Origin of the sequence: Streptomyces griseicoloratus (assembly GCF_014534645.1) — a bacterium.
Classification (GTDB): domain Bacteria; phylum Actinomycetota; class Actinomycetes; order Streptomycetales; family Streptomycetaceae; genus Streptomyces; species Streptomyces griseicoloratus.
This window is the reverse complement of the sequence record NZ_JACVQF010000206.1, coordinates 33,209-47,681: the sequence shown is the minus strand read 5'-3', so window position 1 is coordinate 47,681 and position 14,473 is coordinate 33,209. Positions and strand designations below refer to the sequence as shown.

At 71.8% G+C, this 14,473-nt stretch carries 14 protein-coding genes; 8 read left to right on the top strand and 6 right to left on the bottom strand.

Features of this window, described 5'->3' with window-relative positions:
- Positions 1 to 37: 37 nt before the first annotated feature.
- Positions 38 to 2,251, top strand: a complete 2,214-nt coding sequence (locus H0H10_RS23780; protein WP_188183122.1) for a trypsin-like serine protease — start codon at positions 38 to 40, stop codon at positions 2,249 to 2,251.
- A 65-nt stretch (positions 2,252 to 2,316) separates the two neighbouring features.
- Here H0H10_RS23780 and H0H10_RS23775 read toward each other — a convergent pair whose 3' ends face one another.
- Positions 2,317 to 3,003, bottom strand: coding sequence for a hypothetical protein (locus H0H10_RS23775; protein ID WP_188183121.1), 687 nt, complete (start codon positions 3,001 to 3,003; stop codon positions 2,317 to 2,319).
- A gap of 173 nt (positions 3,004 to 3,176) precedes the next feature.
- On the opposite strand from H0H10_RS23775, the gene gcl reads away from it, so the two are divergent.
- A complete protein-coding gene (gene gcl, locus H0H10_RS23770; RefSeq protein ID WP_188183120.1) occupies positions 3,177 to 4,961 on the top strand; it encodes a glyoxylate carboligase in 1,785 nt (594 codons plus the stop codon).
- A 359-nt stretch (positions 4,962 to 5,320) separates the two neighbouring features.
- Here gcl and H0H10_RS23765 read toward each other — a convergent pair whose 3' ends face one another.
- From H0H10_RS23765 to H0H10_RS23745, 5 genes are all read right to left on the bottom strand, one after another.
- Positions 5,321 to 6,118 carry a TIGR04222 domain-containing membrane protein gene (locus H0H10_RS23765; protein ID WP_188183119.1) on the bottom strand — a complete coding sequence of 266 codons (798 nt, stop codon included), beginning with the start codon at positions 6,116 to 6,118 and terminating at the stop codon, positions 5,321 to 5,323.
- Positions 6,119 to 6,155: 37 nt separating this feature from the next.
- Positions 6,156 to 6,392: a hypothetical protein gene (locus H0H10_RS23760; RefSeq protein WP_188183118.1), complete on the bottom strand. Its 237-nt coding sequence runs from the start codon at positions 6,390 to 6,392 to the stop codon at positions 6,156 to 6,158.
- 439 nt (positions 6,393 to 6,831) lie between these two features.
- On the bottom strand, positions 6,832 to 8,295 hold the full coding sequence (locus H0H10_RS23755; protein WP_188183117.1) for a catalase: 1,464 nt from the start codon (positions 8,293 to 8,295) through the stop codon (positions 6,832 to 6,834).
- A 177-nt stretch (positions 8,296 to 8,472) separates the two neighbouring features.
- Positions 8,473 to 9,363, bottom strand: coding sequence for a 2-hydroxy-3-oxopropionate reductase (locus H0H10_RS23750; protein ID WP_188183116.1), 891 nt, complete (start codon positions 9,361 to 9,363; stop codon positions 8,473 to 8,475).
- Positions 9,364 to 9,395: 32 nt separating this feature from the next.
- Complete coding sequence (locus H0H10_RS23745) at positions 9,396 to 10,235, bottom strand: TIM barrel protein (protein WP_188183115.1); 840 nt, start codon at positions 10,233 to 10,235, stop codon at positions 9,396 to 9,398.
- A gap of 135 nt (positions 10,236 to 10,370) precedes the next feature.
- On the opposite strand from H0H10_RS23745, the gene H0H10_RS23740 reads away from it, so the two are divergent.
- The 6 genes from H0H10_RS23740 to H0H10_RS23715 all read left to right on the top strand — a co-directional run bounded on the left by H0H10_RS23740 (position 10,371) and on the right by H0H10_RS23715 (position 14,466).
- A complete protein-coding gene (locus H0H10_RS23740; protein ID WP_188183114.1) occupies positions 10,371 to 10,622 on the top strand; it encodes a YkoF family thiamine-binding protein in 252 nt (83 codons plus the stop codon).
- On the top strand, positions 10,619 to 10,987 hold the full coding sequence (locus H0H10_RS23735; protein WP_188183113.1) for a helix-turn-helix domain-containing protein: 369 nt from the start codon (positions 10,619 to 10,621) through the stop codon (positions 10,985 to 10,987). The genes H0H10_RS23740 and H0H10_RS23735 overlap by 4 nt, the downstream gene beginning before the upstream one ends.
- A gap of 149 nt (positions 10,988 to 11,136) precedes the next feature.
- Complete coding sequence (gene uraD / locus H0H10_RS23730; RefSeq protein ID WP_188183112.1) at positions 11,137 to 11,646, top strand: 2-oxo-4-hydroxy-4-carboxy-5-ureidoimidazoline decarboxylase; 510 nt, start codon at positions 11,137 to 11,139, stop codon at positions 11,644 to 11,646.
- A gap of 2 nt (positions 11,647 to 11,648) precedes the next feature.
- Positions 11,649 to 12,050 (top strand): hydroxyisourate hydrolase, encoded by a 402-nt coding sequence (gene uraH / locus H0H10_RS23725; RefSeq protein ID WP_188183111.1) that lies wholly within the window; start codon positions 11,649 to 11,651, stop codon positions 12,048 to 12,050.
- A 7-nt stretch (positions 12,051 to 12,057) separates the two neighbouring features.
- Entirely contained in the window at positions 12,058 to 12,993 is a 936-nt protein-coding gene (pucL, locus tag H0H10_RS23720; protein ID WP_188183110.1) for a factor-independent urate hydroxylase, read from the top strand.
- Between the two features lie 63 nt (positions 12,994 to 13,056).
- Entirely contained in the window at positions 13,057 to 14,466 is a 1,410-nt protein-coding gene (locus H0H10_RS23715) for a nucleobase:cation symporter-2 family protein (RefSeq protein ID WP_188183109.1), read from the top strand.
- Positions 14,467 to 14,473: the final 7 nt, after the last annotated feature.

Below are 14,473 nucleotides of genomic sequence, written 5' to 3'. Positions count from 1 at the left end.
AACGCCCTTGCCTGATCTGCCACCGAGGAACCCACTGATGCGACACACCAGAGCCGTGCGCCTGACCGCACTGGCCGCAGCCCTGAGCGCGGGACCGATCGTCCTGACCGCCCTGCCGGCCGCCGCCGTGACGGGCCCCGCCTCCGCCTCCTCCGACACCACCCACGCCTACACCGCGCAGGTCGTCGTCGGCAACCACGACCGCGGCTGCTCCGGCGTCCTGGTCGACGTCGAATGGCTGCTCACCGCGGCCAGTTGCTTCGCCGACGACCCGGCCGCGAGCCTCGCGGTGCCCGCGGGCAAGCCCCGGCTGAAGACCACCGCGACCATCGGCCGCACCGACCTCTCGGGCACCGCGGGTGCCGTCCGCGAGATCGTCGAGCTGGTGCCCCGTACCGACCGCGACGTCGTCCTGGCCCGGCTGAACCGCCCGGTCACCAACGTCGCCCCGGTCGCCCTGGCCACCACCGCGCCCGCCGCGGGCGAGGAGCTGAAGCTCGCCGGCTACGGCCGCAGCAACACCGAGTGGGCGCCGCTGAACCTGCACACCGGAGCCTTCTCCGTGGACGCCGCCGAGGCCACCACGGCCACGGTCACCGGCAAGGACGGCGTGGCCGCGTGCATGGGTGACACCGGCGGCCCGCTGGTCCGCACCACCAGCGGCACCAACCAGCTCGTCGCCCTCGCCAGCCGGTCCTACCAGGGCGGCTGCTTCGGCATCGACGCGACCGAGACCCGCACCGGCGGCGTCGTCTCCCGGGTCGACGACCTGGCCTCCTGGGTCGAGTCCAAGGTCGGCGCCAACCGCATCACCGACTTCAACTGCGACGGTGTCGAGGACATCGCCGTCGCCGACCCCGCCGCGACCGTCGGCGGCGACCTGAAGGCCGGTCTCGTCCGGGTCGTGTACGGCGGCGGCAAGGGCACCGCCGAGATCAACCAGGACCTCGACTGGGTGCCGGGCGGCGCCGAGGCGAGCGACAACTTCGGCCAGGCCATCGCCACCGTCGACTACGACGAGGACGGCTGCACCGACCTGGTCGTCGGCACCCCGGGCGAGAAGATCGACACGGCCGACGACGCGGGCATGACCGACGTCCTGCACGGCGCCCCCGGCGGCATCGGCACCGGCGCCACGAAGAACACCCACTTCCAGGAGGCCCACGGCAACGGCTCCCTGGCCGCCTCCACCCCGGAGACCGGCGACCTCCTGGGCCAGGCCCTGGTCGCCGGCACCACCGCCGCCGGTGAGCCGTTCCTCGTGATCGGCGCCCCCGGTGAGGGCCTCAGCGGCGCCGCCAAGGCGGGTCAGGCGTTCTACGTGCGCGGCGGCACCAACGTCTCCGTCCACCAGGACAAGCTGAACGTGCCCGGCGCGGTCGAGGCGAACGACGGCTTCGGTGCCGTGCTCGCGGCCGACGCCAACAACATCGCCATCGGCGCCCCGAACGAGAACATCGGCGGCGACGACGCGGCCGGCAACCTCGCGGTCTTCTCCCACAAGCTGAACACCGAGAACCGGCCCACCCCGCTGTTCGGCCTCGACCAGGACCTGGACACGGTCTCCGGCGGCGCCGAGGCCAATGACCGCTTCGGTGCCTCCCTGGCCCTGGCCCCCTACCGCCCGTCGGGCGCGGCGGCCGCCACCGAGTCGATCCTCGCGGTCGGCGCCCCGGGCGAGGCCCTGGCCGTCAACGACGTCCAGAAGGCGGAGACGGGCAGTGTCCTGACCTTCCGCATCACCGCCTCGGGCACCTACGACCAGCTCTACGGCATCTCCTCCGGCACCGCCGACGACGACGTCTCCGGCACCTCGGAGGCCGGTGACCACTTCGGTACGACCGTGACCGCCGTCAACACCGCGCCGCGCGCGGTGAGCACCGCGGCCACGATGAGGCTGGCCGTCGGCGTCCCGGACGAGGCCGTCGGCACGGCGACCAAGTCCGGCGCGGTCCACGTCTTCTCGCTCGTCGGCGCGCCCGGTGCCAACGACAAGTGGATCGAGGCCGGTGACGGCGACGGCATCCCCGGTGCGCCGGGAGCCAACCAGCGCCTCGGCTCCAGCCTCCACTTCACCGGCACCAAGCTGTACGTCGGCATGCCCGACGGCCCGAGCGCCTACGGCACCCTGTACGCCCTGCCGATGTCCAACGTGACCCTGGGTCAGCCGACCGCCCCGGTCACCACGTACCAGCCGGGCCAGGGCGGCCTCCCCGCGAGCGGGGACCGCTTCGGCCACGCGGCGCGGTAGTCCCGCCCGCCCGTCCCCGAGGGGGGCACCCGGTATCCACCGGGTGCCCCCCTCGTGCGTTCCGGTCAGCCGGCCCCGGCGTCCAGCGCCCGGGCCGGCCCGTTGACCGGCCGCGGCACCCCGGTGGGACCGAGGACGAACAGCGGGACGCCCAGCCGCTCGGCGCGGGCCCGGGCCTCGTCGGCGTACCCGGCGAGGGAGAAGTAGACGCACTCGGCGGACTCCGCCATGGCCGTCAGCCACAGGCATTCCACGTCCCGCACCGAGGCCGGGCCCGCCGTCGGGTCCACCTGGGCCAGGATGCCGTGGGCGGCCAGGCCGATGCCGGCCGTGGGCCGCTGGTCGGCGCGGCGGACGTCGGGGTGGCCGAGCCCGCGCAGATACAGGACCGCGGCGGTGACCGCGTCGAGGGCGGTGCGGATCGGGACGGTCCCTCGGTCGGCGGCGCCGGGGCTCCGGGGCCGTCCGGCCCGGCCCGTGGCCGCCCGCTCCACCGGCACGCACAGCACCGTCCCGCACGGGCAGCCCAGCTCCGGGCGCGGCCACCGGCTCTCGTCCCCGCAGGCCGCGCAGCGCACGCCGACCCACTCCTCGTCCCAGGTGCGGTGGGTGACCGCCGCGGCGGTGCCGTGCGTGTCGAGCGGCGGGGCGACGGGCGCTCCGCAGGCGCAGGGGTACGGGGGTGCCGTGTAGCGGTGCCGGCGCCCGCAGGCCGGGCAGCGCACCGCGATGCTCTCGGACATGTCCCTCATCGTCCTCCGGACATCCCCCGTCTGTCCGCGCCTTGACCGGTCCGTCTCTTGACGGCCTCGGGACACCCCCTTACATTACTTCCAGATCGTAGAAACTAACTTTCGCAATACGGAATTGCTCACCGCGGGGCGCGACGGGAGTGCGAATCCGACAGCCGAAGCAGGAGTACTCGATGGCTCGTATGACCGCTGCCCGCGCGGCAGTTGAGATCCTCAAGCGCGAGGGCGTCACCGACGCGTTCGGTGTGCCGGGCGCGGCGATCAACCCCTTCTACGCGGCGCTCAAGGCCTCCGGCGGCATCACCCACACCCTCGCCCGCCACGTCGAGGGCGCCTCCCACATGGCCGAGGGCTACACCCGCACCCACCCCGGCAACATCGGTGTGTGCATCGGCACCTCGGGACCCGCCGGCACCGACATGATCACGGGCCTGTACTCCGCGACCGGCGACTCGATCCCGATCCTGTGCATCACCGGCCAGGCGCCGACCGCGGTGATCCACAAGGAGGACTTCCAGGCCGTCGACATCGCCTCCATCGCCAAGCCGGTGACCAAGATGGCGGTCACCGTCCTGGAGGCCGCGCAGGTCCCCGGCGTCTTCCAGCAGGCGTTCCACCTCATGCGCTCCGGCCGGCCCGGCCCGGTCCTGATCGACCTGCCGATCGACGTCCAGATGACGGAGATCGAGTTCGACCCGGAGACCTACGAGCCGCTCCCGGTCTACAAGCCGGCCGCGACCCGGGCCCAGGTCGAGAAGGCGATCGGGATGCTGAACGCGTCCGAGCGCCCGCTGATCGTCGCCGGCGGCGGTGTCATCAACGCCGACGCCGCCGGCCTGCTGGTGGAGTTCGCCGAGCTGACCGGCACCCCGGTCGTGCCGACCCTGATGGGCTGGGGCGTCCTGCCCGACGACCACGAGCTGAACGCCGGCATGGTCGGCCTGCAGACCTCGCACCGCTACGGCAACGCGACCTTCCTGGAGTCCGACTTCGTCCTCGGCATCGGCAACCGCTGGGCCAACCGCCACACCGGCAAGCTGGACGTCTACACGGCCGGCCGGAAGTTCGTCCACGTCGACGTCGAGCCGACCCAGATCGGCAAGATCTTCGCCCCGGACTACGGCATCGCCTCCGACGCCAAGGCCGCGCTGGAGCTGTTCGTCGAGGTGGCCAAGGAGCTGAAGGCGGCCGGCAAGCTGCCCGACCGCTCCGCCTGGGCCGCCTCCGCGCAGGAGCGCAAGGCCACCCTCCAGCGCCGTACGCACTTCGACGACATCCCGATCAAGCCGCAGCGCGTGTACGAGGAGATGAACAAGGCCTTCGGGCCGGAGACCCGGTACGTCTCCACCATCGGCCTCTCGCAGATCGCCGGCGCGCAGATGCTGCACGTCTACCGCCCCCGGCACTGGATCAACTGCGGCCAGGCGGGACCGCTGGGCTGGACCGTGCCGGCCGCACTGGGCGTCGCCAAGGCCGACCCCGAGGGCCAGGTCGTGGCGCTCTCCGGCGACTACGACTTCCAGTTCATGATCGAGGAACTGGCCGTCGGCGCGCAGCACAAGATCCCCTACGTGCACGTCCTGGTCAACAACTCCTACCTCGGCCTGATCCGCCAGGCGCAGCGGGCGTTCGACATCGACTTCCAGGTCAAGCTGGAGTTCGAGAACATCAACTCCCCCGAGCTGGGCGTCTACGGCGTCGACCACGTCAAGGTCGCCGAGGGCCTGGGCTGCAAGGCGATCCGGGTGACCGACCCGAACGAGCTGGGCGCCGCCTTCGAGCAGGCCAAGAAGCTCGCCGCCGAGCACCGGGTGCCGGTCGTCGTCGAGGCGATCCTGGAGCGCGTCACCAACATCTCCATGTCGGGCACCAACGACATCAGCAACGTCGTGGAGTTCGAGGAGCTGGCGACCGAGCCGGGCCACGCCCCGACCGCGGTCAAGACGCTGAAGGTCTGATCCCCACCGTCCCGAAAGGGCGGCCCGTCCCCAGGACGAGCCGCCCTTTCGGCGTACCGGGAGGTCCCGCGACGTCGCGCCTGCAGCCGCGGCGCCCGGCACGCTCCCCAACCGGTGACGCGGGCGCCCGCCGCCCCCCACACGGCGCCGGACCGCACGCGCCGCCCGGCGCTCCGGGCGGACCCGGTGCGCCGATGCCGCCCGAGCCGCCGCGCCGCAACCGGCGCGGACTGCTCGCGGGCTGCGCCGTGGGGGGGGCGGGCGCCCGCCCCCCCACGGAGCGCGCACCGGACGCCGCGGGACCATGGTCTCGGCGGCCGGTGCGACGGTGCGGACACCCCCCTGGCCCGGAGGTGGCCTCAGTCCGATCCTCCGCCGCCACCGCCGCCGCACCCGAACCCGCCGCCGCCCGAGTGGCCGCCGTCGCCGCTGCCGCCGCCCTCACCGCTCTCGAACGGGTCCTCCTCCGCGCCGAAGCGCCACCGCAGGCCGACCCCGCGGCCGAACGGGAAGAGCCCCTCGTCCGCGAGCCCGCCCCGGCCGATCAGCCCGGCGCGCCGGGTGAAGCGTGGCACGAGCGTGAGCAGCGCGCGGTCGCCGTACAGCGCGACGGCGAGCAGGACGTCCTCCTCCGGCGGCCTCCCGGGGCCCTCGTGGAGCGGGTGACGCTCCCGCAGGGCCGCCACATGACGGCGGGCGGCCCGGGTGGGGCCGGGCGGCAGCACGCGCCACTGTCCGGCCGCCGCGAGGTCGGCCCGCATCCGGGCGAGCGCGTTGCGCACGGCCGCCCTGACGACCAACTCCCGTATTCCCGCGGGCCGGTAGAGACCGACGCGCACCGCCTGCTCCAGCGGGTGGCGGTACGGTGACGGCACCCCCGGGGCCGGCGTCGCCGCCTTGCGCAGGGTGCCCGGCCGCCCGGCCCGCACGGCCCCCCGCAGATGCAGGGCCACCACGGCGACCGTCACGGCCGCCCGGGGTCCGCCCCGCAGCAGCGCGACCTCATGCGGACCCATCGGCACCACCCCCGTACGGCAGGGGCCCGTCGCCCCCGTGCCGGCGGGCCCCGTGTGCCGGGTATCTGCCCACGTCCGGGGGCGGCCGAAGCGTGCCGGGGCCGGGTTCAGAGCTTGATTTGAGGATGCCGTAGCAGGCATACGACGGCAGGCGTACGCCCGGTGCCGTACGCGGTGCTCAGCCCTCGTGGTGTTCGTGCAGCCCCGGCCAGTCGTCCGGGCCGCCGCCCTGCCACTCGACGAGGTCGCTGTCCGCGACATCGGTCACGTACAGGTCGGCCAGCCGCAGGATCTCGGCGACGTCGTCGAGGTGCGAGGCGACCCCGAGGATCTCCTCGCCCGACGTGACCCGGCGGGAGCCGTCCAGGGCGGGGGGACGGACCACGACGTGGGGGTGCTCCGGTGGATGTCCCATGACTCCAGATTGCTGCGGACCAGGGGAATCCGCACCCGCACGCACGCCGAGAAGCGCCGGATGCGGGACCGTCCGCATCCGGCGCTGCTCAGCCGGTGAAGGTTCTTGTGCTCTCCAGGTGGTGTCCGTCCGACGGTGCGAGTCTGGGCGCGACAGGTCGTTCGCGCCGCCGGACGGAGTCTCGGGCCTCTTCACGGGGATTCCGCGGAAGAGGCGGATGGCTGGGACCGCGGCGGTGCGACGGGACCGGGACGCTCCTCCCCTCAGGTCGTAGGAGGAGTCCCCGGGCCCTTCACCACCGCACTGGCTCGCAGGCCGCCGCGGTCCTCGCCCTGCCCGCGGCGCACCGGACGGCCACCCCTCATCCGGGCCGGCCGGCGCGCCGCGGTCCGCGTACGGGTCCTGACCTCCCGTCATGACCCGTACACGAGCTGTCGGCTCAGTCCTCGCGCAGGGCGCGGACCGCCTCCTCCACGCGCTTGCCGTACTCCGGGTCGGCGGCGTGGAAGTGGGCCAGGTTCTTCTCGATCACGTCGTTGCGGGAGACCTGGGACAGGCCGCCGGCGATGTTCGCGATCAGGCGCTTCCTCTCGTCCTCGGACATCAGCCGGTACAGCTCACCGGCCTGGAAGAAGTCGTCGTCCTTGGTGTGCTGCGGCGCCGCGTGGGTGCCGGTGTGGCCGGAGACCGCCAGCGGGGCGGACAGCGGGCGGCCGGTCTCGACCGGGCCGTCGTACGAGTTCGGCTCGTAGTTCTTGGCCGTCCGGCCCTGCGAGTTGGAGGCCATGAAGCCGTCCCGGCCGTAGTTGTTCGCGCCGCCGGGCACCGCCTTCGGGGCGTTCACCGCGAGCTGGGTGTGGTTGACGCCCAGGCGGTAGCGGTGCGCGTCCGCGTAGGCGAACAGGCGGCCCTGGAGCATCTTGTCGGGGGAGGGGCCGATGCCCGGCACGAAGTTGTTCGGGGAGAACGCGGCCTGCTCGACCTCGGCGAAGACGTTGTCCGGGTTGCGGTCGAGCACCAGGCGGCCGACCCGCTTGAGCGGGTAGTCGCCGTGCGGCCACACCTTGGTCACGTCGAACGGGTTGAAGCGGTAGTTCGCCGCCTCGGCCGCCGGCATGAGCTGCACGTACAGCGTCCAGGACGGGTACACGCCCCGCTCGATCGCCTGCACCAGGTCCGTCTGGTGCGAGGTCGGGTCCTCGCCCGCCAGCTTCGCGGCCTCGTCGGCGGTCAGGCAGCGGATGCCCTGGTCGGTCTTGAAGTGGTACTTGACGAAGAAGGCCTCGCCCTTGCTGTTCGTCCACTGGTAGGTGTGCGAGCCGTAGCCGTTCATGTGGCGGTACGACGCCGGGATGCCGCGGTCGCCCATCAGCCAGGTCACCTGGTGCGTGGCCTCGGGGGAGTGCGCCCAGAAGTCCCAGACGTTGTCCGGCTCCTGACGGCCCGAGAACGGGTCGCGCTTCTGCGAGTGGATGAAGTCGGGGAACTTGATCGGGTCCTTGATGAAGAACACCGGGGTGTTGTTGCCGACGAGGTCGTAGTTGCCCTCCTCGGTGTAGAACTTCACCGCGAAGCCGCGCGGGTCGCGCACGGCGTCCGCGCCGCCGAGCGAGTCGGCCACGGTGGAGAAGCGCAGGAACACCTCGGTGCGCTTGCCGACGGTGCTCAGGAAGTCGGCGTGCGTGTAGCCGGTGACGTCGTCGGTCACCTCGAAGTGGCCGTAGGCGCCGGAGCCGCGGGCGTGCACCACGCGCTCCGGGATGCGCTCGCGGTTGAAGCGCGCGAGCTTCTCCAGCAGGTGCTGGTCCTGGATCAGGAGCGGGCCGCCGATGCCGGCGGAGGCGGAGTTCTGGTTGTCGGCGACCGGGGCGCCGGACTCTGTCGTGAGCACGCGCTGCGACATCGGGGACCTTCCGTGCGAGGGGTCAGCGGAAAACTGTTTCCGCTTCGTGGAGCCTAGGTTTGAGGTGGCGAGACGTCAACGGTTTGTTGAAGTGGTTCCGGGTGGCGCCGCCGCTCGGGCGCGACAGGACAGGTGTCAGCGACGGCGCCGCCCGGAGGTCTCGTGAGCCGGGTGCGGTCAGACCTGGGCGCCGGAGAGGCGCTCCACGGCCCGCAGCAGGGCCGAGTGGTCCAGGCCGCCGTCGCCCTGGGCGCGCAGCGAGGCGACCAGCTGGGCGACCACGGCGCCGACCGGCAGCGCGGCGCCGACGTTGCGGGCGGCGTCGGTGACGATGCCCATGTCCTTGTGGTGCAGGTCGATGCGGAAACCCGGCTTGAAGTCGCGGTTCAGGAAGTTGTCCTTCTTCCGCGTCAGCACGGTGGAGCCGGCCAGGCCGCCGTTGAGCACGTCGAGGGCGGCCTTCAGGTCCACGCCCGACTTCTCCAGGAAGACGACGGCCTCGGCGCACGCCTGGATGTTGACGGCGACGATGAGCTGGTTGGCGGCCTTCACCGTCTGCCCCGAGCCGTGCGGGCCGCACAGCACGATGGTCTTGCCGAGCGCCTCCAGGAGCGGCTTGGCCTCGTCGAAGTCGGCCTGCTCACCGCCGACCATGATGGACAGCACGGCCTCGATGGCGCCGGCCTCGCCGCCGGACACCGGGGCGTCCAGGACGCGGATGCCCTTGTCCTTCGCGGCCTTGGCCAGCTCGACCGAGGTCTGCGGGGTGATCGAGGACATGTCGATCAGCAGGGCGCCGGACTTCGCGTTCTCCAGGATGCCGTCGGGGCCGTAGGCGATGGCCTCGACCTGCGGCGACGCGGGCACCATGGTGATGACGACGTCGGCGTCGCGCACGGCCTCGGCGATCGAGCCGGCCGCGGTGCCGCCGGCGGCGGACAGGCGGTCCAGCTTCTCCTGCTCCAGCGTGTAACCGGTGACCTGGTAACCCGCCTTGATCAGGTTCTCGGACATCGGGGAGCCCATGATGCCGAGGCCGATCCAGGCGATCTTGGGAAGGTTGCTCATGGTGAGGGTGCCTCTCAGTACTGGGGTGGTGATCAGCGGGCGGCGCGGGCCTCGCGGGGCAGCCAGTCGAAGGCCTCCGCGCTCGGGCGGTCGCCGGGCTTGTACTCCAGGCCGACCCAGCCCTCGTAACCGGCCTTCTTCAGCTGGTCGAGGAGGTCCTCCAGCGGCAGCGAGCCGGTGCCCGGGGCGCCGCGGCCGGGGTTGTCGGCGATCTGGACGTGGCCGGTCTTCGCGGCGTACCGCTCGATGACCTGCGGCAGGTCCTCGCCGTTCATGGACAGGTGGTAGAGGTCCATGAGGAACGTGGCGTTGCCGAGTCCGGTGGCCTCGTTGACCTTGTCGACGATCCCGACGGCGGCCGGCGCCGACACCAGCGGGTACAGCGGCGACTCGGGCTTGTTGAGCGCCTCGATCAGCAGCACCGCGCCGATCCGGTCGGCCGCGCGGGCGGCGAGGACCAGGTTCTCCAGCGCGAGCGCGTCCTGCTCGGCCGGGTCCACACCCTCGACCCGGTTGCCGTACAGGGCGTTGAGGGCCTTGCAGCCGAGGGACTGCGCGAAGCCGGCGGCCACGTCGATGTTGGCGCGGAACCGCTCCGACTCCTCGCCCGGGACCGACAGGGCGCCGCGGTCGGGGCCGGGGAGCTGCCCGGCGTAGAAGTTCAGGCCGGTGAGCTGTACGCCCGCGTCCTCGATCGCCTTCTTCAGGGCGTCGAGCTCGGACTGCTCGGGGGTGGGCGAGTCGATCCAGGGCCACCACAGCTCGACCGCGGTGAAGCCGGCCGCGGCGGCGGCCGCGGGGCGCTCCAGGAGCGGGAGTTCCGTGAAGAGGATCGACAGGTTGACGTTGAAGCGCTGGTCTGCGAATCCCATCGGGTGCCGCGCTCCCTTCCGTGTCGCTTTCCATATTGCGGAAGTTCGTTTCTGCGTAATGGAAGATTGCCGTCGGGGGCCGGGCCTTGTCAAGGGGGGTCGGCACAACTGGGTGCCGCGCGTTAGGTTGAGCCCGTGCGATTGAGAGTGGAGTTCACGACCGAGCCCTTCGACCTCGACGAGGCGCCCGCGCACGCGGTGGTCGCCCGGGAGGTCGTCGAGGCCGCGGAGCTGGACGCGGTGGACGTCGGCCCGTTCGGCAACACCGCCGAGGGCGGGGCCGACGCGGTGCTCACCGCCGTGGACGCGCTGCTGCGCAGGTCCCTCCAGGCCGGCGCCACCCGGATCTCGCTCCAGGTCAACGTCCTCGAAGAGGGCGAGCGGTGACCGGCCCCGGCGAGGAGCCGTTCATCGCGGCCGTGAAGCCCCTGGTGGACGCCATCGGCGGCGAGATGCTCCCGCCGGACGAGGCCGGCCCGGACGACGTCGTGCTCTCCTGGGAGGGTGTGGACGCCGTCGCCGTACGCCTGCCGCAGCTCGCCGACTCCCTGGACCACATCCTGGCCGCCATGGAGCGCCGGCAGGGCAGGCCGCTGGCGGAACTGGACCGCAAGGCCAAGCAGGAGGTCGTACGGACCCTGGAGGCGCGCGGCGCCTTCTCCGTGCGGCACGGCGTGGAGACCGTCGCGAGCGCCCTCGGGGTCAGCCGCTTCACCGTCTACAACTACCTCAACCGCGAGAAGGGCGCCTGACCAGGGCCCCTGTGCTCGGCAGCGAGCCGCCGTCCGGTAACCGGGCGGCGGCTTTTGTTACCCCGAATTTTCAACAAAGTGTTGACGCGTTGTTTCCGAGCGCGTTAGCTATCGGCACGCCCGTTCAGCACAAGGCCACGGAGGCTCCCGTGACGTCCACTTCCGCGTCGGGCCTGGCCCGTTTCAACGCTTCCGAGGAGTCCGCGGCGCTCGCGGAACTCCACGAGGTGTGTGCCTCCACGGCGTGGGCCCGGCAACTGCTCGCAGCCCGCCCCTTCGCCACCGTCGAGGACCTGTACGCCGCCAGCGACGCCGCCATGGCCGAGCTGACGGCGGACGACCTCGCCGAGGCGATGGCCGGGCACCCGCCGATCGGCCGGCCCAAGCCGGGCGACCCGACCTCCTCCCGCGAGCAGGCCGGGATGGCCGGCGCCTCGGAGGAACTGAAGGCGGAGATGCTCGAACTCAACCTGGCCTACCAGGAGAAGTTCGGCCACGTCTTCCTCATCTGCGCCACCGGCCGGACCGGCGAGCAGATGCGGGACGCGGTCAAGGAGCGGATCGGCAACTCGCCCGAACAGGAGCGGGAGATCGTCCGCACCGAACTGGGGAAGATCAACCGCATCCGCCTGACCCGACTCGTCGAACAGGACGCCTGACCATGAGCACCAGCACGACCGCCTCCGTGTCCACGCACATCCTGGACACCAGCGCCGGCCGCCCCGCCGAGGGCGTCGCCGTCCGCCTCGCCGCCCGCGCGGGCAGCGACGCCGACTGGCAGACGCTCGGCGGCTCCGCGACCGACGCCGACGGGCGGTGCAAGGACCTCCCGGCACTGCCGGAGGGCACCACCCACGTACGGCTCGACTTCGACACCGAGACGTACTTCGCCAAGAAACAAGCCGCGGCCCAGCAGGACGCCCCCGCGCTCCGGGACAGCGAGAACGGCCGGCCGGTGTTCTTCCCCGAGGTCACCATCACCTTCGCGGTGGTGCCCGGGGAGCACTACCACGTTCCGCTGCTGCTCAACCCGTTCGGCTACTCCGTTTACCGAGGGAGCTGACCGACACATGACCCGTTTCGTCCTGGGACAGAACCAGTACGGCAAGGCAGAGAACCGCGTTGTCAAGATCACGCGTGACGGCGACACGCACCACATCAAGGACCTGAACGTCTCCGTCGCCCTCTCCGGCGACATGGAGGAGGTCCACCGCAGCGGCTCCAACGCCAACGTCCTGCCGACCGACACCACCAAGAACACGGTGTTCGCCTTCGCCAAGGAGCACGGGATCCAGAGCGCCGAGGACCTCGGCGTCAGGCTCGCCCGCCACTTCGTGGACAACAACGAGCCCATCCACCGGGCCCGCATCCGCATCGAGGAGTACGCCTGGGAGCGGATCGAGACCTCGAAGGGCGGCGCCCGCTTCGTCGGCTCCGACGAGATCGCCCACTCCTTCGTCCGCAAGGGCCAGGAGACCCGCGTCGCGCAGATCACCTATGACGGCCACGGCATCCAGGTGCTCTCCGGGTTCAAGGACCTGACCGTCATGAACTCGACCAACTCCGAGTTCTTCGGCTTCCTGAAGGACAAGTACACCACCCTCCAGGAGGACCACGACCGCATCCTCGCCACCACCGTCTCCACCTGGTGGCGGCACAACTGGGACGGCATCGACTCGCACGCCCCGGACTGGGACCGCTCGTACAACGGAGTGCGCAAGCACGCGCTGCAGGCGTTCGCCGAGACCTACTCGTACTCGCTCCAGCAGACCCTGTTCGAGATGGGTGTGCGGGTGCTGAACTCCCGCGACGAGGTCGACGAGATCCGCTTCTCGATGCCCAACAAGCACCACTTCCGCTCGGACCTGTCGCCCTTCGGGATCGACAACGAGGCCAAGGACGGCGCCGTCTACTACGCCGCCGACCGCCCCTACGGCCTGATCGAGGCCACCATCCTGCGCGACGGCGCCGAGCAACTCATCCCGGTCGACATGACCAACCTCTGACGCGGGACGCGCGCCCCCGGCCGGGCATCCGGGCCGGGGGCGCGCCACACCGGAGGGAACAAAATGGCACTGCCTGCAAAGGGGCCGGCTGAAGGCCCGTGTTCCACCCCGCCGGTGCACACCGAGGACGCCGTCACGTCCGTGCACCCGGTGGACGAGAAGCTCCACCCCACGCGGCTCGTCCCCGCCGCGCTCCAGCACATCGCCGCCATGTACGCAGGCGTTGTCACTCCTCCGCTCATCATCGGCCAGGCCTGCGGTCTCGACATCGAGGCCCGCACCCGGCTGATCGCCGCGAGCCTGCTCATCGCGGGCGTCGCCACCCTGCTGCAGACCCTCGGCGTCAAGGGCCTGGTCGGCAACCGCCTGCCGTTCGTCAACGCGGCCTCCTCCGCCGGCATCGCGCCCATCCTCGCCATCGCCGAGACCAACGGCGCGGGACACCAACTCCCCGCCATCTACGGCGCGGTCATGGTCGCCGGTGTCTTCTGCCTGGCCGTCGGCCCGTTCTTCGGCCGGCTCCTGAGATTCTTCCCGCCGCTGGTCACCGGCGTCGTGATCACCCTGATCGGGGTCACGCTGATGCCGGTCCCGGTCGGCTGGGCGCAGGGCGGCGACAAGGCCGCCGCCGACTTCGGCTCGATGCGCAACCTCGCGCTCGCCGCGTTCACCCTCGCCGTCATCCTCGTGATCCAGCGCTTCGGCAGGGGCTTCGTCAAGCAGGTCGCCCTGCTGTTCGGCCTGCTCATCGGCACCCTGGTCGCCATCCCGTTCGGCATGGCCGACTTCAGCGCCCTGAAGTCCGCGCCCGTCGCCGCGCTGCCCACGCCCTTCGCCTTCGGCGCCCCCGAGTTCCAGCCCGCGGCCATCCTGTCGCTGTGCATCGTGATGCTGGTCCTGATGACCGAGTCCTCCGCCGGCATGCTCGCGCTCGGCGAGATCTGCGACCGCCGCGCCGACGCGAAGACCATCACCCGCGGCCTGCGCACCGACGGCCTCGCCACCCTCGTCGGCCCCGTCTTCGGCGGCTTCCCCACCTCCGCCTTCGCCCAGAACGTCGGCGTCGTCTCGCTGACCCGGGTCCGCAGCCGCTACGTCGTCGCCGTCGCCGGCGGCGCCCTGCTGGTGCTCGGCGCCTTCCCGGTCCTCGGCGCCGTCGTCTCCCTGGTCCCCATGCCGGTCCTCGGCGGCGCGGGCATCGTCCTCTTCGGCTCGATCGCCGTCAGCGGCATCCGCACGCTGTCGGAGGCGGGACTGGACGACAGCTCCAACATCATCCTCGTGGCCGTGGCGCTCGGCGCGGGCATCATCCCGCTCGCCGCGCCGACCTTCTACGAGGAGTTCCCGGCCTGGGCGCAGACCGTGCTCGGCTCCGGCATCAGTGCAGGGGCGCTCGTCGCGGTCACGCTCAACCTGTTCTTCCACCATCTCGGCACCCGGAGCCGCACGGTTCCGGCACTCAAATCCTCCTAGGGTCCTG